The sequence below is a fragment of the Candidatus Marsarchaeota archaeon genome (assembly GCA_023485295.1).
Classification (GTDB): domain Archaea; phylum Micrarchaeota; class Micrarchaeia; order Micrarchaeales; family Micrarchaeaceae; genus Micrarchaeum_A.
Map to the genome: position 1 here is coordinate 1 of JAMCZQ010000005.1, position 23965 is coordinate 23965.

General features: G+C 46.1%; 26 protein-coding genes and 2 tRNA genes. 14 read left to right on the forward strand and 14 right to left on the reverse strand.

Annotation, left to right across the window (positions count from 1 at the left end; genetic code table 11):
* The 5 genes from M1125_02335 to M1125_02355 form a co-directional block, all read right to left on the reverse strand.
* The coding region (locus tag M1125_02335; protein MCL5404655.1) for an MBL fold metallo-hydrolase at positions 1–1368 on the reverse strand (1368 nt) is incomplete at its 3' end.
* A 49-nt stretch (positions 1369–1417) separates the two neighbouring features.
* Positions 1418–2059, reverse strand: coding sequence for an archaeal proteasome endopeptidase complex subunit beta (psmB, locus tag M1125_02340; GenBank protein MCL5404656.1), 642 nt, complete (start codon positions 2057–2059; stop codon positions 1418–1420).
* A gap of 247 nt (positions 2060–2306) precedes the next feature.
* The gene (locus tag M1125_02345; protein ID MCL5404657.1) at positions 2307–2549 is read right to left on the reverse strand and encodes a TRAM domain-containing protein; all 243 of its coding nucleotides are present in this window, start codon (positions 2547–2549) and stop codon (positions 2307–2309) included.
* A 169-nt stretch (positions 2550–2718) separates the two neighbouring features.
* Positions 2719–3147: a hypothetical protein gene (locus M1125_02350; protein ID MCL5404658.1), complete on the reverse strand. Its 429-nt coding sequence runs from the start codon at positions 3145–3147 to the stop codon at positions 2719–2721.
* Positions 3144–4247, reverse strand: a complete 1104-nt coding sequence (locus tag M1125_02355; GenBank protein ID MCL5404659.1) for a transcription initiation factor IIB — start codon at positions 4245–4247, stop codon at positions 3144–3146. Before M1125_02355 ends, M1125_02350 begins: the two co-directional genes overlap by 4 nt.
* Positions 4248–4496: 249 nt before the next feature.
* Between M1125_02355 and M1125_02360 the strand changes: the two genes are divergently transcribed.
* Entirely contained in the window at positions 4497–4790 is a 294-nt protein-coding gene (locus M1125_02360; protein MCL5404660.1) for a PRC-barrel domain-containing protein, read from the forward strand.
* 224 nt (positions 4791–5014) lie between these two features.
* On the opposite strand, the gene M1125_02365 is transcribed toward M1125_02360, so the two are convergent.
* Together M1125_02365 and dcd are read right to left on the reverse strand one after the other, a co-directional pair.
* Positions 5015–5668 (reverse strand): alpha/beta fold hydrolase, encoded by a 654-nt coding sequence (locus M1125_02365; GenBank protein ID MCL5404661.1) that lies wholly within the window; start codon positions 5666–5668, stop codon positions 5015–5017.
* Positions 5669–5731: 63 nt separating this feature from the next.
* Positions 5732–6271, reverse strand: coding sequence for a dCTP deaminase (gene dcd / locus M1125_02370; protein ID MCL5404662.1), 540 nt, complete (start codon positions 6269–6271; stop codon positions 5732–5734).
* Between the two features lie 79 nt (positions 6272–6350).
* On the opposite strand from dcd, the gene M1125_02375 reads away from it, so the two are divergent.
* The 7 genes from M1125_02375 to gatE all read left to right on the forward strand — a co-directional run bounded on the left by M1125_02375 (position 6351) and on the right by gatE (position 12190).
* Positions 6351–6425, forward strand: a tRNA-Glu gene (locus M1125_02375).
* Positions 6426–6459: 34 nt separating this feature from the next.
* Positions 6460–7068 (forward strand): hypothetical protein, encoded by a 609-nt coding sequence (locus tag M1125_02380; GenBank protein ID MCL5404663.1) that lies wholly within the window; start codon positions 6460–6462, stop codon positions 7066–7068.
* Positions 7065–7262 (forward strand): hypothetical protein, encoded by a 198-nt coding sequence (locus M1125_02385; protein MCL5404664.1) that lies wholly within the window; start codon positions 7065–7067, stop codon positions 7260–7262. The genes M1125_02380 and M1125_02385 overlap by 4 nt, the downstream gene beginning before the upstream one ends.
* Positions 7263–7331: 69 nt before the next feature.
* Positions 7332–7535, forward strand: a complete 204-nt coding sequence (locus M1125_02390) for a hypothetical protein (protein ID MCL5404665.1) — start codon at positions 7332–7334, stop codon at positions 7533–7535.
* Positions 7536–7683: 148 nt separating this feature from the next.
* Positions 7684–8967, forward strand: a complete 1284-nt coding sequence (locus M1125_02395; GenBank protein ID MCL5404666.1) for a tRNA (N(6)-L-threonylcarbamoyladenosine(37)-C(2))-methylthiotransferase — start codon at positions 7684–7686, stop codon at positions 8965–8967.
* Positions 8968–8971: 4 nt separating this feature from the next.
* A complete protein-coding gene (gatD, locus tag M1125_02400; GenBank protein MCL5404667.1) occupies positions 8972–10306 on the forward strand; it encodes a Glu-tRNA(Gln) amidotransferase subunit GatD in 1335 nt (444 codons plus the stop codon).
* A gap of 12 nt (positions 10307–10318) precedes the next feature.
* Entirely contained in the window at positions 10319–12190 is a 1872-nt protein-coding gene (gene gatE / locus M1125_02405) for a Glu-tRNA(Gln) amidotransferase subunit GatE (protein MCL5404668.1), read from the forward strand.
* Between the two features lie 3 nt (positions 12191–12193).
* On the opposite strand, the gene M1125_02410 is transcribed toward gatE, so the two are convergent.
* Positions 12194–13279 carry a Xaa-Pro peptidase family protein gene (locus tag M1125_02410; protein MCL5404669.1) on the reverse strand — a complete coding sequence of 362 codons (1086 nt, stop codon included), beginning with the start codon at positions 13277–13279 and terminating at the stop codon, positions 12194–12196.
* Between the two features lie 104 nt (positions 13280–13383).
* Between M1125_02410 and M1125_02415 the strand changes: the two genes are divergently transcribed.
* Positions 13384–14631: an Nre family DNA repair protein gene (locus tag M1125_02415; protein ID MCL5404670.1), complete on the forward strand. Its 1248-nt coding sequence runs from the start codon at positions 13384–13386 to the stop codon at positions 14629–14631.
* Between the two features lie 14 nt (positions 14632–14645).
* Here the strand turns inward: M1125_02415 and M1125_02420 are convergent, their stop codons facing one another.
* The 3 genes from M1125_02420 to M1125_02430 form a co-directional block, all read right to left on the reverse strand.
* On the reverse strand, positions 14646–14972 hold the full coding sequence (locus M1125_02420) for a hypothetical protein (protein MCL5404671.1): 327 nt from the start codon (positions 14970–14972) through the stop codon (positions 14646–14648).
* A 17-nt stretch (positions 14973–14989) separates the two neighbouring features.
* Positions 14990–15607, reverse strand: coding sequence for a hypothetical protein (locus tag M1125_02425; protein MCL5404672.1), 618 nt, complete (start codon positions 15605–15607; stop codon positions 14990–14992).
* Positions 15608–15763: 156 nt separating this feature from the next.
* Positions 15764–16546 (reverse strand): hypothetical protein, encoded by a 783-nt coding sequence (locus M1125_02430; GenBank protein MCL5404673.1) that lies wholly within the window; start codon positions 16544–16546, stop codon positions 15764–15766.
* A 66-nt stretch (positions 16547–16612) separates the two neighbouring features.
* Between M1125_02430 and M1125_02435 the strand changes: the two genes are divergently transcribed.
* The 5 genes from M1125_02435 to M1125_02455 are packed head-to-tail and all read left to right on the forward strand — an operon-like array spanning position 16613 to position 21767.
* A complete protein-coding gene (locus M1125_02435; protein ID MCL5404674.1) occupies positions 16613–17989 on the forward strand; it encodes a cytochrome ubiquinol oxidase subunit I in 1377 nt (458 codons plus the stop codon).
* A gap of 4 nt (positions 17990–17993) precedes the next feature.
* On the forward strand, positions 17994–18932 hold the full coding sequence (locus M1125_02440) for a cytochrome d ubiquinol oxidase subunit II (GenBank protein MCL5404675.1): 939 nt from the start codon (positions 17994–17996) through the stop codon (positions 18930–18932).
* Between the two features lie 13 nt (positions 18933–18945).
* Positions 18946–19617, forward strand: a complete 672-nt coding sequence (locus tag M1125_02445) for a hypothetical protein (GenBank protein ID MCL5404676.1) — start codon at positions 18946–18948, stop codon at positions 19615–19617.
* A 28-nt stretch (positions 19618–19645) separates the two neighbouring features.
* Entirely contained in the window at positions 19646–20551 is a 906-nt protein-coding gene (locus M1125_02450; GenBank protein MCL5404677.1) for a hypothetical protein, read from the forward strand.
* Between the two features lie 37 nt (positions 20552–20588).
* A complete protein-coding gene (locus M1125_02455) occupies positions 20589–21767 on the forward strand; it encodes an alkaline phosphatase family protein (protein ID MCL5404678.1) in 1179 nt (392 codons plus the stop codon).
* A 30-nt stretch (positions 21768–21797) separates the two neighbouring features.
* Here the strand turns inward: M1125_02455 and M1125_02460 are convergent.
* The 3 genes from M1125_02460 to M1125_02470 all read right to left on the reverse strand — a co-directional run bounded on the left by M1125_02460 (position 21798) and on the right by M1125_02470 (position 23955).
* Positions 21798–21869: transfer RNA gene (locus tag M1125_02460), tRNA-Val, on the reverse strand.
* A 32-nt stretch (positions 21870–21901) separates the two neighbouring features.
* The gene (gene rnz / locus M1125_02465; protein ID MCL5404679.1) at positions 21902–22795 is read right to left on the reverse strand and encodes a ribonuclease Z; all 894 of its coding nucleotides are present in this window, start codon (positions 22793–22795) and stop codon (positions 21902–21904) included.
* Positions 22796–22830: 35 nt separating this feature from the next.
* On the reverse strand, positions 22831–23955 hold the full coding sequence (locus M1125_02470; GenBank protein MCL5404680.1) for an NFACT family protein: 1125 nt from the start codon (positions 23953–23955) through the stop codon (positions 22831–22833).
* Positions 23956–23965 lie beyond the last annotated feature (10 nt).

The following is a 23965-nucleotide window of genomic DNA, read 5'->3' on the forward strand; positions in this document are numbered from 1 at the left end:
ACGCACGGCCATATGGGCCATATAGTTTTCAAGGACAAGCTGCAGCTCCTGGCTCCTGCCTACTGCGAACAGAGGTATCAAAACTTTGCCACCGTTGGATATAGTCGATTTTATTATGTCCATCAGGTTCTTTTCGGCATCATGCCTGTTGGCAGTTATGTCGTTCGGCCCGCCATACGTGCTTTCTATGAAAAGTGAGTCTATCCTTGGATATTTTGTAGCTGCGGGATCGAACAGCCTCGTAAAGCCGTATTTCATGTCGCCCGTATGCACTATGTTGTACATGCCTTCCCCTACATGCAGATGCACTGTAGAGCTACCAAGTATGTGCCCGGCATTGTGGTATGTAAGCTTTATCTCGTCAGTAATGTTCGTTACCTCGTTGTAATCCCTTGTTATCATGTGCGTGAGCATTTTTCTGATGTCCTTCTCGCCATAGAGCGGGGTTCCGCCACTGCGCTGCACAAGCTTCGCGTAGTCGTTCAGCAGCAGCGCTGCAAGGTCGCGCGTGGGCGGGGTGCAGTAGACTGGCCCATCGTAGCCGTATTTGAATAGATACGGCACAAAGCCTATATGGTCCATATGGCCGTGCGTTACTATAACTGCGTCTAGTTCGTTTATTGAAAAGTTTGCACTGTCAAGGTATGGAAACGCCTTGTTGCCTTCGGAATTCGCATTTGCATCAAGCCCTTTGACCCCTGGTTCAGGGCTTATGCCGCAGTCTATCATTATTTTGGAATGCGGGGTCTCAAGCAGCAGGCAACTCCTTCCGACCTCGCGGAAGCCTCCGAGCGCAGTAGCCTTGAACCATTCGCTTTTTGCTATTACCTTGTTTATGTTTTTGCCTATGCCGCTCAGGAACTTCTTCCTGAAATCGCTCTCGTTAAAAAGCAGCTGCCTGACGCCCTTGATCGTTTCGCTGTCCATTGTCGGCATGCGCAGCACTTTTGGCACCCAGCCCGTCTGCACTGCTATCTCCTTAAGGGTAGCTCCGCCCTTGCCTATAACCAGGCCTGGCTTCAGGGCTTCTATATAAACTTCGGCGAAATCAGGCACAAATTTTATGCTTGCGACAGAAGCCTCCTTCGGTATTATGCTTTCTACTACCTCTTTTGCCTTGTCTGGCTGCATCAGTGCACTGCTCTCGCTGCGCACTATCAGCTTTTTCTTTATTACAGAGGCTATATTGCGCACTACGTCCTCGTCCGAATAGACTGCCTTTATGCTTTTGACAGTTATCACTATGTCGGGGCCTTCGAATTCGGTCTTTACTAATCCTGCGCCTTTTGGCAAAAGAGAGTCTATCTTTTTTGAAAGCTCTTCAATCCTTTCCTTGTCATTGTCTTTTTCTGTTTTTTTGTCTTCCAAAGCATCACTTCTGAAAATGAGGTGGCATTGCTGGTTAAAGCATAATTGATTACTTTTGTGAAAGCACCTTCTCTAGGTCCTTTCCAGTATATTCTGTGTAGCCTGCGCCTTTTGTTATAGATGCAACTGTTATCGTGTTGCCTGTAGCTGAATCCCTTTTCATTGCAATGTTCAGGGCTTTTGCAGCCATCTTTATGCCTTCTTTAACGCTCATGTTCTGCTTGTACGCATCCTCCAGGTAGCCCAGTGCAGTAAGCGAGCCGCTGCCCGTAGAGGTGAACTTGCTCTCCTCAGAATAACCGCCTGCAGCGTCAAGATTGTATATATAATTCTTGTCTTCGTCAACCCCGCCAACTATGAGCTGTATGTAAAACGGCATCATTTTGTTCTCCTGGAGTATTATGGAGAGCAGTGTGGCCGCAGATTTAGGGGACATCGGCTTGTGCTCGTTCATCTTGTATATCTCGTTCTGAATCTTAAGTATGCGTATCAGCTCCTGTGCGTCTCCCACAAGGCCGGCTATCGTCATGCCAAGATTAGAGTCTATCGGCCATACCTTCCTGGCTTCAGTGCTGGCAATGAACGTATCCATTGTGGCTCTCGAATCCGCGCCTATGACAACGCCGTCGCTGCAAACAATGCCGACTGTAGTCGTGCCTTTCATATATCTCTTAAATTGCTTTTCATCCATATGTTCACCTTGCATGAGTAAGCGCAATTTATATTTTATTTACCAGGTCTTATACTGGTTGCTTCAGCGATAATCTACATATTGCTGCAGCGAATAACGCACAGCACAGAGCTTAGATGGCAAACTGGAATACCCACTACCATTACTTATCTAATAATGCAGGCCGGCTTTCTGCGCCGCGCCCATATAAGTACTGGCCATTTACTTATTCCAATGTTAATTATAAAAGGCTTACTGTAAATAAAATTTATGCCTCTATAACGCTTCCGTTGCCAACGAATTGCTGCTTTGCATCTGACAGCTCTGCATATCCGAATGTCCTGTGCAGCTTAGTTATCTTTACCTTATATATGTTTCCGATCCTTGTCTTAGCGTGATTTATAAAAATTACAAAGTTGCCTATGTGGCTTATGCCTTCGCCGCGTGCTCCCTTCGCTTCGACCCTTAGGTCAACCTCCATACCCTCTTCTATCTCGTTCGCCATGTCCATTCTACCACCCTATATCTTTGCTTGGCAGGAATATTTCACACGCATCTCTGCATGCCCCTACCAATCATCCATATACAATTTTACAATAGCATTTATAAGCTTATTCTGCAGTTTCTTTTACAGCGCTGTTTATTTGGGGAACGACGAACGCTAGACAAAGATTTATAAGCTATTTTGGCATGCGGCGCATGAGCCGATACAATGCCACGGCGGAAACAGCTGTGAGCAGCAGCATGATCACAAACGATATATTCCTGTACTTGTTTATGCTGGAAAGCTGGGACTGTGCGCTTGCATACGACAGGTTGAGCAGATTCTCAGCCAGGCCAGGGTCCTCGTTTGCAATCGACTTTGCCTTGCTCAAGTCTGAATACGCCTGCTTGAGGTTGGGGTAAAATATGAGGTAGCTGCTTTTGTTTACCTCGTTCAGAAGCGATTCGGTCTTGTTTATTGATGCATTTATGCTTGCCTGGCTCACCGTAGCAAGGTATGCATTGCTTTGGGGCTTTTGGTACATGGACAGCAGCGCTATGGAGGCGAATATGACGATCGCCATGGCCAGAAGCGCTGCACCATATCTGGGCGTGATTACGGTCATAGATTTACATCTATGTTCAGTTGCTCCTTGAGTTCCCTGTACCTGTTCCTTATCGTCACTTCAGTTACTCCTGCGACATCCGCTACCTCTTTTTGCGTACGCCTCTCGCCTGCCAGTGCGCCTGCTATGTATACCGCAGCAGCGCTCACGCCTGTCGGGCTCCTGCCCGACACAAGGCCTTTCTTCATTGCCTCGTGCAGCAGCTGGACGGCCTTTTCCTGAGCTTCGCCGCTGAGCTTCAATGCGTTCACGTACCTAGGCACGTAGCTTATTGGATCAGTCAGTGGTATCTTCAGGCCGAGCTCGTGCGATATCGCCCTGTAGGCCCTGCCTATCTCCTTCTTCGGAAGTCCAGATATGCTTGCAATCTCGTCAAGAGTCCTTGGCATGCCTGCCTTTCTGCAAGCAGCGTATATTACAGCCTGCACCACAGTCTCAATCGGCCTGCCGCGTATGAGGTTGTTCTGCACGCACTTCCTGTAAAGCAGCGCTGCGTTTTCCCTTATGTTTTCTGGAAGACCGAGATAGCTTGACACTCTATTGAGCTCCGGCAGCGCTATAAGGTAATTCCTTTCGCTGGAGCTTGCTATGCTTGCCCTTTTATGCCACTTCCTCATCCTGTACAGTTGGGCCTGGCGCTTTGAGGGTATGCGCACGCCTCTTATGTCCTTGTTGTAAAGATCAATCTCCGTGACTAGGCCTTTGTTGGGCCTTGTATATTTCATGGGCGCTCCTGTCCTTGCCCTTGAATTTCTCTGGTCTGAGTCGAACGCTCTCCATTCTGGGCCAGTGTCCGTTATATTTTCTTCTATAACCAGGCCGCAGTTGTTGCACACAAGCTCGCCGCGCTCGCTGTCGTATATCAAGTCTGTGCTTCCGCAGCTTGGGCATACCTTGTTAACTTCTGTCACTGCAGAAGTGAAACCCTGGGAAGGCTGCTGAGCCGATGCCGGGACAATTTCGTTCTTCGGCCTGCCGCGCTTCTTTTCTTCCTTGCCGGTATCAATGTTTACCTTATTATTCGTAACGGTCAGTTTGCGTATAGCTGGAGCCTTACTTCCGGAATTCTTTGACTTTTTGACATTTTTCTTTGTTGCCATCATATCATCCTTTTAAGCATGGACGTTTTCTGCGACGTCAGAGTAAATATTTTTTCCGCTTCATACAAATAAGCTTTTAAATCTTTCTAAAAACAGGCACTTATATAATGTAGCAATATATATTTAAATATTTCTGTTGCCGCATGGCAGCCCTGGATGGCAGGCTGCCTGCAAAGGCATTCCGATATTAGGCGCACAGCGTGCAAAACTATTTAAAACTTTAATAATGAAAGTGTATTAGGTGATCGGATGCGCGTTTCGGAAATATACAACCTCGACATATACAGCGACAATGGGCAATACCTTGGCGAAGTGAAGGATGCAATAGTGGACCTTGAAAAGGGAGAGGTCAGCCGTGTTCTTATGGAGGAATGGAAGAATGCAGGGGAAGAGGAAGTGAAAAGGATGATACAGCAAAAAAGCATACTCTTCAAGAACATAAAGAACATAAGCGACGTAGTGCTAGTCTCCTCATCGGGAAGCGCGCAGAAATCGCAGGTAGCCTCTTCAAGCACTGAGCTTTCTGATCTTGCTGGCAGGTAAAGGTCTTTTTTCCTTTCAGCCCTGTGATCTTTTTCTTTTCAGTTTTTGAATTGCTTTTATTTATTACTTCATGACTTGTAGCTAATGCAGCGGTCAGCAGGTGGCGTGCCTCCTTATCAGTTATGGCAGCTGCCTCAAGCATCTATACTGCACGACGATTTGCCCATTTTTGGCAGTTATTCGACAAAATTAGTCGGAACCACACAGTTTATTTTGTGATGATGCTACAAATCCCGCTTGTTTGCGAATTTTGCCACTATCTGCTTCACGAGATTGACAACTTTGTCTTCATTTTCCTCTTTCGTGGTGCCCGGCCTTACTGGATTGTATGAGTGGTCTGCATTGGGCACTACGTGTATGGTGTAGTTGGCAAATATTGGGGGCGCATCCTTTACGTTCCACAGCGGATCTGAGTCTCCGACTATAAACTCCACTGGCAGAGACAGCCCTTCAAGGTGGGTGTGTGGAAATTCATGCCTTATGTCGCTTGGTCTGTTCATTTCATGCATAGGGTAACCCATAGATATGACACCCTTCACGCCGAGATCCTTTCTGCCAGCAAAAAGCGTGCCTATGTAGCCGCCCTGGGATTTTCCTACTATCACGATATTTTTTGACCCCATATACCTTATGCATGCTTCAAGCTCCTGCTTGCTTCTATTGAAGTCCATTTTCTGCTCGTCCGTTCCTCCAAAAAAAGAAAAATTAAACCTTAAAACAGAGTATTCGCCGCTTAACGCATCGAACAGCTTCTGGATAAGGCTATAGTGCATATCGACATTGCTCCCATGAGCCAATATTATGTTGAGTTTAGAGCCTTTTCTTATAGCAGCATCGATTTCTATGCTTTTTCCACCGGCATTTATTCGGCCTTCCATTCAAATCACCAAGACAGCTAAACTATTTTTATGCATCATTATGGCATATGGCTGTCGCAGCATTCATTTCAGTACCTGCGGCAGTTTTATCCCGCGCTGGCCCTTGTAGAAGCCTGCATAAGCATTGCCGGTCTTGTTCTGCAGCTTGACGAATATGATGTGTGCGAACCTTTGCTTTGGCCTAAGCCTTATTGCATAGGGTGCATTGTTTATGACTTCTAGTGTTATGGTTCCCTTGAACCCTGCGTCTATGATTGTTGGCGGCATGGACAGGCCGTGCCTTGCCCATGTGCTTCTCAGCTCGACAAACCCGGCTACGTCATCCGGGACCTCCATGTATTCGGAAGTGGTTAGCAGAACCTGCTCCTTTGATGCTATCACCATCTCCTTGACGTTTTTCTTTATGTTGAAGCATTTTTTTATATCTTCATCGTTCGACATAGGGTCCATGACGAAACCGCTGCCCATGTCCTTGTGATACGCTATTTCGGCAGCCAGGCGCATGTCTATTCCGTTCTCGCGCACCATGTCGTTGTAAAAAGGCTTTATGATAAGCCTCTTCATTTTTATCATGCCGTTTATGTCATAGTCTGAAAGTATCAAGCCAACACCATGAAATCTTTTTTAAAAAGACATATATAATTATTCTTGTTTAAATAAATCGCTTGTTGCATAAGCTCGGGCTCCCATCGTCTAGCCCGGCCAAGGACGTGGGGCTTTCAACCCTAAAACACGGGTTCAAATCCCGTTGGGAGCACTTATTTATAATTTCCAGGAGTTAAATATAAGGAATGGAATACGCATACAGCAAGGATAGGATAAAATATATAGGCAAAAAGCTGACCGTGCTTGACAAGTTGGTGATTGACTTTTTATCGTACATTAATTCTGACTATGTCATAGTAAGCGGTTACATTGCTATACTTTTCGGCATGGATAGGCATACCGAAGATATAGATATTTTTATAAAACCTATGAACTTAAAGGATTTCTCCAGTTTATTCAATAAAATAGCTTATTCGAAAAAGTATTATTGCATAAACGCCAAGGACGCTAAGGACGCGTATGAAATCCTTAATGAAAAAAGCTCAATACGATTCGCAGAGAAGGATACCTTTGATCCGAATTTTGAAATAAAATTCCCCCAAAACGAGCTTAACTGGTACGCTTTAAACAACAGCATGGTTGTCGATATGGGAAAGAGCAGAATAAGGATAAGCCCGATAGAACTGCAGCTAGCATACAAACTTTACTTAGGAAGCGACAAGGATTATGAGGATGCAGCGCATTTATACACGATATTCAGGGAAAACATAAACAAGAAGGAATTAAAAAACTTCATAAAAAAGTTAGATATAAAAACAAGAGTAGTCAAAAGGGTATTAGGTAATGATATATGAAAAAGAGCAGTCTGCTTATAGAGTTGGCAAAAGAAAAAAAGCGCAATGCAGACGACAACCTCAAGTTCGTAAAGCTTCGTGCAGAATGGATAAAACGGAAAAGCAACAAGGACTGGAGCAAGCGCCAGAAATCCATAATCGACAGTTTATATAACTCTAACAGGAAGCTGAAGCTCAAAAAAGCAAAGGCGTAGCGCTCGCCCCAATACGGTAAAGCCAGCTCAAATCTTATTGGGAGCACTGACTTCTTTTGTGAAGATATAATGCTATCAAAGAGGCAAACGAAAAGGCAGTTGCGCATAATAGGGTCGACTGGCGGCACTTTGGAGGAATTCAGAAAGCTCGTAGCAAATTCGGGCTCCCTGAAAATAAAAATCTGGAAGACAGTAAGGCTTGAAGAGATCAAGGCAGCATTGGAAAGCCCCGAAGCGCCAGAGAGGGAGGGCCGCATACTTGTAAAAGTATAAGATTGGATAGATATAAACTCCATAAAACTGCGTGCTATCTTGCTGATTGTTGGGTTATTTACGCGCATTGTTTTTGCGCCTGTGCAAGCATTTTAGACTTTTGGCTACATATCATAATGCAATTCTGTGCATTTATCGGTGCGGGCTAATGAAAGTGTATATAGAGACTTATGGATGCACCCTAAACCAGGCGGATAGCGGAATAATTTCAAGCGCTATGTCAAGCAATGGGGTAGAGCTGTGCAATGAGGAAAGCGATGCGGATGTTGTGCTGCTCAATACATGCACTGTGAAAGGCGCAACGCAGAACAGGATCGTATACAGGCTTAAGGAGCTCGAAAGGTCAGGCAAGCGCATGATAGTGACTGGGTGCATGGCAGGGGCTAATTCTGACATCATAGAGCGCTATGCACCGAGCGCCAGCATAGCCACCATACACAATGTGGAAAGCATGCCTAGGATTGCTCATGAGGCGTTCAGCGGCAACCGCATCCTTGCGCTTGGCACAGGCCCTGACAGCAGGCTTGACTTCTATGCGCATGACGGCTCTGTGATAGCGAAGGTACCTCTCAGCGATGGCTGCCTTAGCTCGTGCTCTTTCTGCGAAACGAAATTTGCCAGGGGCAGCCTGCACAGCTTTGATGAAGACATGATTCTGCAAGCAGTGGCCTACAGTGTCAGGAATGGCGCAAGGGAGGTAGACCTTACTGCACAGGACACAGGAGCGTATGGCATAGACAGGGGCACGAACATAGCAAGGCTTGCAGAAAGGCTAGGCTCAATTGACGGCAGCTTCAAGGCAAGGATAGGCATGCTGAATCCTGAGCATCTGCACAGGTACATGGACGAGCTTATAGATGCGTTAAAATCGGAAAAGCTCTATAAATTCCTGCATCTTCCTCTGCAGTCAGGCAGTGACAGCGTGCTGAAGGCCATGCGAAGAGGCTATACCGTTGACGCGTTTATGGGATATGTAAAAGAACTGCGCAAAAAAATCAATGGCATAACAATAGAAACAGACATTATAGTTGGCTACCCTACAGAAACAGAGGACGATTTTGATATGACGGTAAGCGCGCTGAAGGACTTCAGGCCATACGTGACAAACATATCCAAATTTACCAAGCGCCCGCATGCATCCGCCTCACAGATGAAGCAGCTTGCTCCTGAAACAATAAACGAACGCAGCGCAGAATTGTCAAGGCTTGTCAGGAGCATGCAGGCCGAAGATAGGAATGCCTCAATAGGCGAGATTGCTGATGTATTGCTCACAGAGAAAGGGCCAAGCTCGCTGAACGGAAGGGACGGCAGCTACAGGCAGGTTGTAATGCAAAACGGCAATGCCGGCGCCAAGAATAAAATCGGCGATACCGTAGCAGTGCAGATATACGCTGCGACTTCAAACGCATTATACGGAAGAATAGAGGAATGATGCATTGTATAGCAATAAGATAAGCGATTATTTCAAAGCCAACGCGATAGGGCTAGGTGACATAGTGCGCATAGAGCGCGACGGCATAAGCGAGGAGGGCGAGCTCATGCCAAGCACGGAAGCCAACAGTAGCGATGTGGTGATAATAAAGTTGAAAAGCGGATACAACATAGGCGTAGAATTTGAAGGGTCAAAGATCTCGCTCGTGCGCAAGGGCAACAGCAGCATCAGTTTTCCAACTGCAGATGTGAAAGAAGAGAAAGGATTGCCGAAAGTGCGGCTTATATACACAGGCGGCACAATAGGCAGCAAGCTTGATTACAGGACCGGAGGCGTGTACATGCTGCTAAAGCCGGAGGAGCTGCTTTATGAAGTGCCTGAGCTTGCCGGCGTTGCAGATATAGAAGTGAAGCCGCTTTACAGCATTTCCAGCGAGGACATGTCGTATCATGAATGGAAAGGAATAGCAGAGGAGGTCGCCAAGGCCTATAACGAAAATGCGCACGGAGCCGTAGTAACGATAGGCACAGATACGATGCACTACGCGGCTGCCGCACTCTCGTTCATGCTAAAAGACATAGGAATGCCTGTGGTGCTCACAGGAGCGCAGAGAAGCAGCGACAGGGGCTCAAGCGATGCGTTCATGAACCTGTATTGCTCCGCAGTGCTTGCGGCTAAATCGGACATTGCAGGAGTAGGCATCTGCATGCACAAAAGTTCATCGGATGACGAATGCGGTTTCATGCTTGGCACAAGGGCCAGAAAGATGCATACTTCAAGGAGGGACGCGTTTAGGCCGGTAAACAGCAGTTATATGGCTGAGGTTGCTTCAGACGGCAGCATAAGGTACGGAAAAATGCAATACAAAAAAGTGCAGAAGGGAAGAAGGAGCTTCAAGCCAATGACAAATTTTGAGCCAAAGGTTGCGCTGCTCAAAGCTTACCCGAATTCAGACCCTGAAATAATAGACCATTATGTGGAGAAGAAGTACAAGGGCATAATAATAGAAGGCACCGGCTTAGGGCATACTCCCGTATCCACGCAGCATCAGGGCCTTTCTTGGCTGCCGAATATAAAGAATGCAATAGACAGCGGGCTCATAGTCGGCATGACTTCGCAGTGCCTGTATGGCAGGGTGAACCCAAACGTCTACAGGAACCTTAGGCTGCTGAGCGGTGCCGGCGTGCTCTACTGCGAAGACATGCTTCCTGAAGTGGCGTATGTTAAATTGGGTTGGCTGCTTGGAAATTACCCTGAAAATGATGCACGGCAAATGCTTACCAAGAACATAGCAGGCGAAATAAGCGACCGCAGCAGGTATGGAGAATTTTTATTATGATGGGCTGATATGATGGCAGATCTTGGCAGGTATAAGCGCTTGGGCTTCATGTGCGGGCTTGAGATACACCAGAGGCTTGCCACAGAAAGCAAGCTGTTCTGCTCATGCAGCGCCAGCCTCAGCGAAGGTGTGCCTGAAGGAACGGTTACAAGAAGGCAGCGCGCAGTGGCCGGAGAGCTTGGCGTTGTGGACAGGTCTGCAAAATTCGAGGAGAAAAGAAGCAGGCTCTTTGAATACGAGCTGCACGAGGGCCATGCCTGCCTTGTAGACATAGACGAAGAGCCGCCACACAGCCTGAACGAAGAAGCGCTAGGGATTGTATTGGCCCTGGCAAAATCACTGCATATGAATGTTGGCGCGGAGCTCGAGCCCATGCGCAAGGAAGTCGTGGACGGAAGCAACCCGAGCGCATTCCAAAGGAGCATTCTTATAGGATTGAACGGCAGCATGGAAGTTGGCGGGCACGAGATACTTATACCTTCGATGTTCCTAGAAGAAGAATCAGCAGGCATAATATCTTCAAGCAGCGAATCGATAAGGTATGACACCTCAAGGATAGGCATACCTTTGGTCGAGATAGACACATTCCCATATATAAGCAGCCCTGAAGAGGCAAGAGATGTTGCACTGCAGATAGGAACGCTGCTCAGGCTCACTGGAAAAGTGCAAAGGGGCATAGGCTCCATAAGGCAGGATGTCAATGTTTCGATAAAAGGCGGCGCAAGGGTCGAAATAAAGGGGCTTCAGGAGCTAAGCGACATGGACAAGTTCATAGAAAACGAAGTGGCAAGGCAGGAAAAACTTTTGGAGATAATCAAGCTGCTGAAGAGCAGAAACGCATCAGTAGGCCAGGCGCATGACCTAACTCACGTGTTTTCCGGCAGCCATGCAAAGATTATAAGCGCTGCGCTCGGCTCCGGCGGTGCAGTCCTTGGATTCAAGCTTGGGGGCTTTTCAGGGGTGCTTGGCATGGAGGTTAACCCAGGAAAGAGGCTGGGAACTGAAATAAGCGATTACGCAAAGATGGGCGGCGTCAAAGGCCTTATACACAGCGATGAGGACCTTGCCAAGTATGGCATTACTCAATCAGAGATCGGCGCTGTAAGAAAGGCGCTTGGAATGAAACAGGAGGATGCATTCATAATCATAGCGGACAGGCGCAGGAATGCAGCGATGGCCATAGAATTTGCAATAGAGCGTGCCAAGATGGCGGTAGAGATGGTGCCTGAAGAAACCCGCGCAGCATATGACAAGGAGCACTTTACCACCAGGTTTATGAGGCCGCTCCCTGGAGGTTCCAGGATGTATCCTGAGACCGATGCAAAGCCTATCCTCATCGCGAAGCAGAGCTTGGAAGAAGCTGCAAGAAACGCAGTTGATGTTGAAAAAGAGCAGGCGCTTCTTGAAGCCGAGCTAAATGACAAGGCTCTTGCAAAGCAAATGATGCTATCGCCAAGGCTCCAGCTATACAGACGCATTGGCAGCATAAAGGGAATAGACAAGCGCTTTGTTGCAAATGTACTGCTGCAGCGCTTTACTGAAATGCGCAGGGACGGGATCAATGCAGAGGCATTGCCTGAAGAAAGGCTTATGGAAATATTCAAGGCCTATTCAGACAAAAGGATTACGAAGCAGGCCCTTGATGAGCTGATAAGGCTTGCATTAAAGCGCAATGAAAGCATAGCCGAGATCATCAGGGAAAACGGGTTGGAAAGGATAAGCGGCGAAAGGCTTAGGAAGCTGCTGAAAAGCGAAGGTGCCGAAAGCTGCAAGAGGAATGAATTGGCTGCGTTTATGGGCAAATTCATGTCAAAATACAGGCTGAATGTCGATGGCGCGGAATTAAACGAGGAGCTGGGAAAGATTATTGGTTCCGCAAGTTAAGCATCAGATGAATTTTGAAGCATTCTTTTTTATTATAACGTCGTCTTCCAGCCTTACGCCTCCGAATCCGTAAATGTAGATTCCAGGCTCATCGCTAACCACCATGTTCTCAAGCATGGTCTTCTTTGTAGTTGTAGGACCGATCCCGTCATGAACATCTATGCCTATCTGGTGCCCCAGTGAATGCGTGAATCTGCCCTTGTAGATGCCGCCAGCCGCTGTGTTTATGAATTCCGCAACTGCATTGTGCGCTGTGCTTCCATCCGCGCCTGCCTTGAGGTTTTCCAAGCCAATCTCCTGGGCTTTCTGCACTGTTTCGTATATGCGCACCATGCGCTTGTATTTTTCAGAGCTTTTATCCGGCTTGAATATAAATGTTCGCGTTATGTCGGCACAGTAGTTCTCGTATTTTGCCCCTACGTCCATCAATAGGAATTCGTTTGGCTTAAGCCTGGAGTTGTCAGGCATGTGGTGCGGCAGCGCAGTGTTTGCACCGAAAGACACAATGCTGTCGAAGGCAGTCTTGTCAGAGCCGTTCGAAGAAAGTATAAACTCGAACCTTGCTTTCAGCTCCTTTTCGGACATTCCTGCCTTGAAGTACTCGGCAGTTTCTTCTATAGACCTTTTTGTTATCCGAACGGCATTCCTGATTTTTCCAAGCTCGCTTTCGTCTTTTATTTCTCTTGCGCCCGCAAGGCTTTTTGACGCATCGACGAATCTTGCGCCAGGAGCATACTTCTTCAGGAATTTCAGGTAGTTGCATGGAAGGAATTCCATGTCAAGGCCTGCTGTTTCCCTGCCTATATGGCCATGTATCTTGGACCTTAGTTCGTGCACGCTCCCGGCTTTTTCAACCTCAAGCCATTTTGGCGCCTGCTTCTTTGCAATGTCATACTCCAAGTCGCTGGTTATGAGCGTTGCTCCTGAAGTGTCGGCAATAATCATTGACTGCTCGAATATGCCCTGGGTAAATCCGCTTAAGTACAAGAAATTGCTGTCCATAGAGTCTGTATTTATTATGAGGAGCTTTTCAAAATTGGCATTTTTGAATATGCGGCCAAGCCTGTAACGCAGATTAGTATCAGGCATTTTTACACCACGTATAATTGGCAAGGCAGCCTTTTAAGTGCTTGCGTGATGCACAAGAAAAGGATAAATATATGCAGCGCCAAAGCATTATTGCGTGGTTTTGAGTGGACAGAAAGCAGATGCTTGAAGAGATAAAAAAGGCTGAGATACCGGTGAAGCGCTCAGCCATAGCCTATGCCCACATGCGCGACCCAGCGCTGCTCAGATATTATTACAAAGTAAAAATGCTCCCTATAATAAACAGCAGCGAACTTTCTGGCAGCTCCCCAACAGATATTTTTATAGGCAGGTTCGGCTATCCGAAGGTTTTTATAGGGCCGATGGTGCCGCCGGAGTTCGGCGATACGTCCTTAATAGGCATGCCGGAGCGTTGGCGACCAATGGGCATAGAAAAGATAGTAGAGATGCGTTCAAAGCTCGTCAGGGGAATGCACGTTGCAAATGTCAAGGATGTTGAAAAACGCGGCATAAGCTCGTTCGTGCAGGAATTGGCAATGGCAGAAAGGCCGGCAGATACGGAGTTGCGCTTCAAAGGCAAGCCATTCATAAAGGTGGAGTTTAATGACGAGGTGCAGCCATTCGGGCCCAGCGCCAAGGTTGAGGACTTTGCGCTATACAATTCCAAGGCCAACAGGAAGATAGAGCGCTTGTTTTTTGACTGGGATGCCAAAGCCTCTACTGCAATCACAGAACTTTACGATAAAGGGCTGGAGGTTTCTTCAATACAGAAGGCTTTTTCAGCTGGCCTGTTCGGTCTGCGAAATTCTAGAAGATTCGTTCCTACCAGGTGGAGCATTACTGCGGTTGACGATACAATATCCAAATCCATGCGTGAACGCATAAAAAGCTACGATACTGTTGATGCCATATATGCCTTTTACAACGTAGCACTTGACAACAGGTGGCTCATATTCTTCATTCCTGGCTCGTGGACCTATGAGTCGATCGAAGCATGGTACCCTAAAACGGTATGGAATGCCGATGGCAAGAATATATCTATATACTCGTCATATGAGGGATACCATGGAAGAAAGACTTATGCAGAGATAGGGGGCTGCTATTATTCTGGCAGGCTTGCAACAACCGAAAAGCTTGAAGCCTTGAAGAAGCAGGCAATGGTGCTTATACTCAGGGAGGTGCATGACGGCTACATAATGCCTGTAGGCGTATGGAACGTCAGGGAGCACGTGCGGGAAACCTTGGAAAAGGAGCCGACAATACTCCATAGCGTCTCAGAAATGCTGGATTACGTAAAGCTGAAGCTCGATATAGGTGCAAACGAGTGGATAAGGAACAGTAGGATGCTTGCGGAGCTGCTATCCCAGCGAAGGATTTCAGATTTCATAAGGTGAATTCTGCAGTCATTTCATATCTCATTGTTTTCCAGAAGATCTTTGAATCTCTTTATGGCATTGTGGTCATCAAGGATTGCTTCGATGTTCACTATGTCTTTTTCCGCGTAATTGTACAATTTGACAAGCTTGTCCCCAGTGATATCCCAGGCAGACAGCTGTTCTAGCATGTCAAGCGCGTACCGCTTGCTTATTGACCGTTCCTTTATTTCCGATACTATTTCCTTTGCCTCAAGGCTTTTGCCAATGACTTCGCGTTCTATCCTTGTTTCCTCTGCGTCCATATTCGATGTAATGCTTTTCCCTGCATTTATATTGCTTGGTTTGGTTTTGTATACCATTTTATGCACCAATAACATTACGCTTTGCTGTCGCTCCTTAGAAGAGTTATTATTTGAACATAGTTAGCAGGCTGACTGCCCTCTTCTAATATGTCATCGACTTCTAAACCGTGGCTGAAGTAATACTTGCTCTTTCCTACAAGGCCGTTGCTATATACTTCAGAGATAAGCACACTTAGCGGCTTGCAGGAATTTGGCTTAGCAGAGCCGTCAGCGTCCCTGCCATAAACCGCAAAAGCTACGCTTACATGCTTCTGCTTGCTTGACGCATCAGTGATTTGCTTATTTTCGGTTATCCCTGTTATCTTATTGTTGTCTACGGCAATGGTATATTTCGATATAAGCATAGGGCTGAATTTTGCACTGTAGGAATGCAGTTCTACATATCCATCAACATCGATTGACACTTGCACGCTTCTTTTGTAGAATAAGCCAGTGCTGTCTTTCAGCACTATGTCTTTTTCGCGCTTGATAGTCTCTGTACGATACTCAAATTCAGGGTCATTCATCTGCTCTCTTAGGAATGGCAGCACAATTTCTGTCACGTATTCCTTTTTTATGCCGAGGTCCTTTAGTGAAACCAGCTTTCTTCCCGAATCGCTCTTTATAGTAACATCTTTTTCATAATCAACCAATGTAACACCTGCATGTTGCCCTATCTTGCTATCGATTATAGGCCGACACAATGATGATATTATATCGCAATATAATATTTAAGTTTATTGCGGTTTACGAAAGCACTGCCATTGTTGCACTCTCGCTTCTGTAGGCTGCCTTTGCATTTGTTTGCGCTATGCCGGTTCCTTGGACCTTAACATTTGTTTGTTCGGCAGCTTGTCTGAAAGCATCTGTTCGTACTTCAAATATGCGCGCTCACGTCTTATGTGTGAATATGCAGGGTCCTTTGACTGAGCAGAATTGTATAGCACTTCAACGACATTCTGGACGCTTTGCCTAAGATGCACTACGCTTTTTTCAGCTATCTCGGTCAAATCAAATTTGTCTGTATTAGAAAACAATGCGATGAACGTTCCCCTTGCCCTTTTTTCTGTGAACACCAGCGGATTTATGCTTGTGGCGATCGTAAAGGCTATGTCTGCAACCTTTATCCCAGTCCCATCTGACATCCTTACCTCAAGGCCAGAGTTAATCACGTCTTTTGTAAGCTTTATGGGCCCAACGCCTGTTACCTCTGTAAATATATCAGTGTCTGGTAATGATTTGTCCCTGTACACAAAAAATGGCGAATAGTACGTTGTATATATGCTGCTGATCGAATCGCTATTTGAAAGTACGGCATCCTTGTCTATCATGTGCTCCTTCCTCATGCAGCTGAATACCCTGAGTGCATCCTCATGGAGCATTAGCAGGTCTATGTCTATGGAAGGCATCATGTATTGCGAAAGGGCGTATGGGACGAGCACCTTTTTGCCTGAGCCGCCATCTAGGAGCATATGCACCCCTTTTGCTGCTGAAATAGCTGACTTTGTAAGCTCAAGCTCGTGGCGATGTAGCGGGTGTTCTATGCTTGTCCTGCCGTCAGCATCTATCCTCGATGCAGTTTTGTCCATCATATCTGGAGCGTGCTTTATTTGCAATCTTTTTAATGCTTTCCTACAGTTTAAAAGAAAAATTTATAAATGAAAGTTAAGAATAATGAATGGCGCGTAGCGCATGGACTTCGGAAGTGTGATGCATTGATACCTGTTTTTGATTATGATCGCTTTTTGATGGGCTTCTCTCTCGGAGTCCATATAATACTCGCAGTTATAGGGATTGCACTGCCCGTAATAATAGTTGCTGCAGAGGTTATCGGCTTAAAAAGGAAGGACCAATATTATACCAGGCTGGCAAAAAAGCTCACCATAATGCTGATAATATTCTTTGCAATAGGCACGGCATCCGGCACGCTTGTTGCCCTGGAGCTTTTGCTCCTTTGGCCGAAGTTTATGGTCCTTGTGAGCAGTGTTGCAATACTTACATTATATATTGAGGTCTTTGCCTTTTTCCTTGAAGCCATATTTCTTGGCATTTATGCATATTCGTGGAACAAGTTCAAGAACGGCTACATGCATGCACTGACTGGATGCTTTGTTGCATTGGGTGCTGTGCTCTCGGCAGTATTCATAACCATGCTTAACGCATTTATGAACACCCCTAAAGGGTTCAACATACAGGAATATATCAAAACTGGGATTATAGCGGATGTACATCCTCTTGCTGCGCTTGCCACGCCATCAACACTGATAGAGGTGGCACATGTAGTCTCTACGTCATATTTCGCAGGAGGCATGATCTTCGTGCTATATTTCGCATACCGCATGCTAAGGAGCTCTGGCGATGAGAGGCTACACTACAAGAAGGGCCTTAACGTCGCATTCAGCCTCGTCATAATAGCCACTTTCTTTTCTGTGATAACCGGAATACTTTCTATATCTGGCTTGTATGCCTTCCAGCCTGAGAAATATGCAGCGCTAGAGCTTGATCTTGTGCCACAGACCCATGCTCCGGAATTGCTCGGCGGATTTTACTTGAACGGTCGCATAATAGACGCGATAAGCGTGCCAAACCTGCAGAGCATTCTAGCAACAGGCTCCGCAAACGGCGCTGTCCCTGGGCTTTCCGAATTTCCAGCAAGCACTTGGCCGCCGCTGATCGTGCATTTTATGTTCGATACCATTGTTGGGCTCGGATTCGGTTTTGGGCTGTTCATTATCATCATACTGCTTTTGGCTATACTGAAGAAAAAGCCATTTGAGCACAGGATAGTTCTGGTGCTCCTGATCATAGCCGCAGTGGTTGGCATATTTCTGCTAGAGCTAGGATGGGCTACTGCAGAGATAGGCAGGCAGCCATGGATAATTTATAACGTAATGCTTGTGTCGCAAGCTGCAAATACGTCGCCATCTGTGATACCGATAGCCATATTCTTCATAATATTTTACATTGCAGTGCTTCCATTTACTGTCATGGTTATAAAAAGGGTATTTAAAAACAGGCCGATAGCCAATATGTGATTCAATGAGCGTAATGTTTTCCGTGAATTATTTCATATTTTCAATTTTCTTCCTTTTGTTCGGGTTGGAAGCAGGGATCGCGATAACCCTGCTGCTCGAATATGAAAAATACAAGGAAAGGCTGAAGCGTTTCATAATGCCGCTGTGGGAGATAACCGGGACATTTGCAGTTTTCTACATAGTGAATTTCGAGGCTACTTTCCCTAAGCTACTGCTTCTAGTGGGGAGCATTTTCATTGCACCTGTGCTCGTAGCTGCAATTTTCTTTATACTGAGAAACGCATTTCTGTCCTATAGCGAGTATATGGGGGAAAACAGGCTTGAGCACCTCTTCCTTCGCATATATTCTGTATCGACGATAATTGTTGCATTTCTTGTGATATCAGTATTAGATTCCGGAATAAGCGGCATTGGTATAAGCATGGCAACCTATTCGCTGAGCATGCTCCATGTGCTATTCAATTCATTCAATATACTGATGTTTGTTGGCATAGCACTTATTGCGATTTTTATAGCAGCAGTATTCTTTGAAATTATGGAGTACAAATGGCTTTCTTTCCTGGCCCCGATCTTTGGCATCATTGCAATCTTTATTGCGGTGTATTCAAAGCTGCATTTTGTGTATTCAAATGCTGTAGGATTTGGCTTGCCGTATCTTGTGGCGCTTATCGTGCTTCTTGCAGCTGTGCTAGTGTGCTATTGGAAGCACATTGCCATGGCTAAGTATGCTGCGATTGCGTGGTTCCTGCTGGCAGTGAACTTTTTCGGCTTCATGCAGCAGCCTTACCTGTTCGGCGGCGCCATAAGCACCTCTGAATATCTTGCGGCAGGGCCAGTCGCATTCTATGTAAATATGGTAACTGCAATAGGCGGCGCACTGCTTGTGGCTTCGCTTGGGTATTTTATATATATCAGTTATATTAAAAAGAGTCAAACGCCATAATCAAATGATTTGAATGCATGGAGTTCAGCTCATAGTGCTTGTTTCAACAATTATCATAGCCCTGCTTAGCGCCATATTGGCGATGTTCCTTTCTTATAATTATGCCGTAGTGCGCAAACGCAGCTATTTGTTCTGGGCCACAGGCATGTGGCTATTCACTTTTGGTGTTGTGCTTGAAATCGTATTTGCTTTTGGTGTCGAAAACCTTGCCTTAAATGATATTTACCTTTTTGTGGTTGCGGTGCTCGTAGAAGCACTAGCGCTTGGATCAGTCTATCTTTACAAAAACGCAAAGATAAAGCTTGCGTATTTCTCGTATTCGATAATAATGGCAATACTGAATGCGGTGGTGCTTGCCTACAGCGATGTGGGAAACATAATAAGCAATTATGTGGTTTATAGCCCGCTGCCGCTTGGAGTTGTAGTAGCGTCTTCGCTGGCAACGTTCCCTGCTGCGGCAGTGCTTATAGCTTCTGCAGCGCTCGGATTCGCGCATGGGCACAGCAGAAAAATGCTAAGCATTATTGCAGGTACGGTTGTGGTAAGCATAGCCGGGACACTTTACATAGCCGCATATCCAGAATTTCTTTATTATGCAGAATTTATAGGAATAGTATTGCTCTGGCTCGGGTTTTTCGACTTTAATAGCATCGGCATCGGGCGAAAGCGCAAGGTTAGGAGATGAACGCAGCCAAATATGAATCTTGATTTTTATGCCAAACCATATTATCGCAATTCCGAATAGCAGCGGATTGGCTGCATTCATAGGCAAAAAGGGTTCGGAGAATAGCATAACCTTTTATAACAGGAGTGTTGACGGCAATATCGTTACTGTGCTTGCGCCGACTTCAGTTGCAGACAAGTTCTACGCTTTGTCAGAGATACTTACAATATCCGACGCAATAGTGCTGTCAACAGAAAACTTGGAAAAGCTTTTTGGCGAATTGGTCATAGCAGCAAAGCTCCTGGGTAAAAAGGTTTTACTTACGCCTGAAAATGCCGACTCTGAAATAATCTCCAATGCAAAGCTTGAGAATTCATCAGTATGCGAAAAGGAAGCGCTCCTTGACGCGATTCTTGCCCTAAAGCCCAGAGGCGGCGAAAATGGCAGCTGCAGGGTTGATATAGACAAGGCTTTTGATGTGAAAGGCATAGGCGCTGTAGCATTGGGCTTTGTCATGGACGGCATTATAAATGTGCATGATGAGCTCTGGCACAGCTCCGGGCGAAAGGTATTGGTAAGATCGCTGCAAAGCCAGGATATAGACGTGAAATCCGCGGCGCCCGGCACAAGAATAGGCATAGGCCTGAAAAATATCGAATCTGATGTTATTGAAAAGGGCAGCATACTGCATGCAGTGCAGCACGTGCAGCACAAAAGGCTTAAGATACGCGCAACGCTTACTGAAATAAACAAGGAGCATATAGAAACCGGGAAGTTTTACGGCTTTGGCTCGAACTTTTCATATGCGATGGCAAAGATTGAGGAGGTGAATGGCGACACTATAACGCTTGCACTAGAAAAACCGCTGTCTATTTTTGTGGGTGATGGCTGCTTGCTCGTCAGAGAAGCATTGCCAAGAATATTCGCTGCTGGCAAAGTCACCGAACTGCTTTAGACAATCTTTATAGATTTTTCAAGCCATTAGCAGTAAAATGGACAACGTAATAAAAAGGCTTGCTGAAAACAATTTTGTGCTTCCTAACTTCAAAAAAAGCAACTTCCAGATAATGGATGATATTGCAAACGGCAGGACTTCAAAGCTTATTGGTGACAAGCGCAATAAGATACTGATGCTTGTTGACGGATTTGGCCTTAACATGCTTGACAGGCTACAGTCGAAAAACAAGGGTGCAAAGGACACTATTGCAAAGGCATCGTTGGACAGCATCACTACTTTATTCCCGTCAGCAACGCTGTGCGTGCTAAGCTCGTTATTCAGTGGCATGCTGCCTTCGGAGCACGGAGTGATAGGGGATATACTGACTGTAAAAGGATTTGGGCTGGTAAATATAATGAATTTGTCCAGGTTATTCGAGGACAAAGACAATAAGATAGAGGGCTTGGGCAACGACATGATTTACCCTAAAAATTACAACATTCAGAGACTCAAAGCTTCAAACGCAATAGGAATATTTCCAGAAAGCATAAAGAAGTTCTCAAGCGGCAAGCAGATCCTAAACGATTTGCCAAGCATCGAATACCAGAACATTGAAAATCTGCAGGCAGTAATGGAAAAAGTTGTCAAAAGCGGCAAGTATGGCAACATACTTGTGTATTATGGACATCTTGATTATACCGAGCACATGCATGGCTTTTTGTCCGAAGAGAGCATTGTCGAAGCATCCAAGGTTGTAAAGCTCCTGGAGGGGCTTCGAACTACAGTGCAGAATAGCGATTATAACTTGGTGGTAACTGCAGACCATGGACACATTGTTGTAAAAGACCAGGAGTTCAAGGCATTTGGCAGCACCAGCAAACTGGCAAGGCAACTTGAGCTTCCGCCGTGGGGCAACCCCAGGACCCTATTTCTTAAATCAAAGGATGGCAAAGATGAGAGCTTGGAAAGGGCCTTTGAAGAGGAGTTTGGCGAATATGGGGAAATCTTCCGGTCTGAAGACATGCTCAAGGCTGGGATATTCGGGCCTGTTAAACCCACAATGGACAAAATGGAGAATTTTGGCTCGCACGTAGTGGTGAGCAAAGGCAGCTACTCAATAAATTATACCTCTGGAGGCTTGTATGAACCGTGGTTTGACAGGTTTAAGGGCCAGGTAGGTACGCATGGCGGAATGACAGCCGAGGAGATGCAGGTTCCATTGATAGTATTTTAGCTGCAGGAAAGCAGCTTATAAAGCTGAAAATGGGCCCGTGGAGAATCGAACTCCATGTCTTCTCCGTGTCAGGGAGACGTCTTACCAATCGACTACGGGCCCCTCAGATATTTCCGTTGAAAATATTATAAACCTTATTTTATGACTAGTTTCATGCCATCTTCCGCAGCGTAGGTTTCCTTAAATATCGCCCTTGCATCTTTTAACAGTTCTTTGGTATTCTTATAGCGCGTGCTGAAATGCGTTAGCACAAGCTTTTTTACTCCTGCGGCTTTTGCAACGCGGGCTGCTTCGGCGCTGGTGGAGTGCTTTCTGTCTTTGGCCATAGCTGCGAGCGCGGCAGAATATGTTGCTTCGTGCACAAGTATGTCGGCAGCTTTTGCAGCTGCAATGGCGCTTTTGCACGGCCTCGTATCAGCAGCATACACGAATTTTGGGCCCCTTTTTATCATTGACACTTCGGAAAGCTTTATGTTCCTGCCCTTAAGATTTATTTGCTTATCCTTCTGCAGCGTCTGGAACATTGTGCCCTTTATGCCCAGCCTCTTGCACTTTTCCTTGTCAAAGTGCAGGCGGTCCGATTCGGCGAATACGTAGCCATAGCATTCTACTGAATGGTTTAGCCTGAATGCACGCACCTCAAAATCCTTTCCCTTCAGTATTCGGCCAGAAACGACAGGCACCAGTTTGACCTCGAAAGATATGATTGCGCTGTCAAATTTAAGGAGACTTTCTACGCTATTCTTTGAGTTTTTCGGGTAATAGACCCTTATCTCGTCAAGCCTTTTGTATAACGACATGGTCCTTAAGAGACCGGCCAAGCCTAGGATGTGGTCTGCATGCGCATGTGTTATGAATACGTCTGTTACATGCATCAGGTTTACTCCGTATTCCTGCATTTGCCTTTGCGTGCCTTCCCCGCAATCAAACAGGAAAACATTGCCTTCATGCTCAAGCGCTATTGCTGAAAGCCCGCGCTCTTTGGTGGGCGCAGACCCTGAAGTACCCAATACTGTTATTTCAAGCACAGACTCAGTCCGAATTAAATATTAACGCGACAGCATTATATCTCTATGCTTATGCTCTTTTCCTTGAGGTCAACCTTGCTTATCTTTATACTAGGAAACATCTCCTGCAACTCTTCTTTTGTAAATCTTTTCATTTCGGAAGCCTTGCGCACCAGCTGGTTTATGAGCTGCATGTTGTTGAATATCGCCTCTGCAATCCTTTTATGGGCTCCCATGTCTGCCTCGGCCTTTTCTATTATCTCCTGCTGCTTTCTTATGCTTGCCTTTAGCTCAAGGCTTTTCCTGCTTTCCTGCACTCTTGCTGGCCCAGCGGCAGCTGAATAAAACGCGTTGAGCATTGCGGATACCGTGTCAAAGTCGTTCCTTTCAAGCAATTCGTATTTCTTGATGTCGCATATTGCGTAGTCTGCTGCTTTGCCGGCATCTGCATAGATCCTGGGCTTGGGCGATTCCATGAAATGCGTGAGTGCGTTGAGCCTTTCCGCAATCTTATGAAGCTGTTCCTTCTGCATCTCGCCTGCCTTTTGCCCTGTGGCATATTTGCATTCCATGATGCTGTTTTCCGCATAAAGGCTTCCGATATTTAGGCTGGACCCTAAAAGCTTTGCAATGCCAGTGCCCGGGCTTGACCCAGCAAGGGCCTCGAGTTTGCTTTCAAGCCTTTTTATGTCATAGATGTCTTCGATTGTTATCGGCTTGTTTTTTGGCGGGGCGTATTGCTGGCCGTGCGCTATGTTTCTGTCGGAATATTCCCGCCTTTCGTAGGCAAGCAGTATGTTCATCTTATCATCGGCAAGTATCACATTGCCGTTGTTGAACATCTCTATTATCAGATTTGCCTTTACAGGGCCTTTGTGCATCTCTATGCTGACTATCCTGTCGTAGTTGTAGAGCTTTATCGCGTCTATCTGCGAGTTCATTATGCGCTTTCGCAGAGCAACGGCAAAATTTGTTGGAGACTCAACAAGCTCTATCTGGTCTGTAATACCGAGCACTTTTCCAGGTATTATTAATATGTTGGCCTGGTCAGCGCCCGATTTGCCAAGCCTGATCCTGAACCTCATGCCCGGAAGCTCGTATACCTTCTCTATGTAATATGATGAAAATTTTTCAAGTTCATGCACTGCTGCATACAGCTCTATCGTTGATATTTCGCGCATTCATATCGCG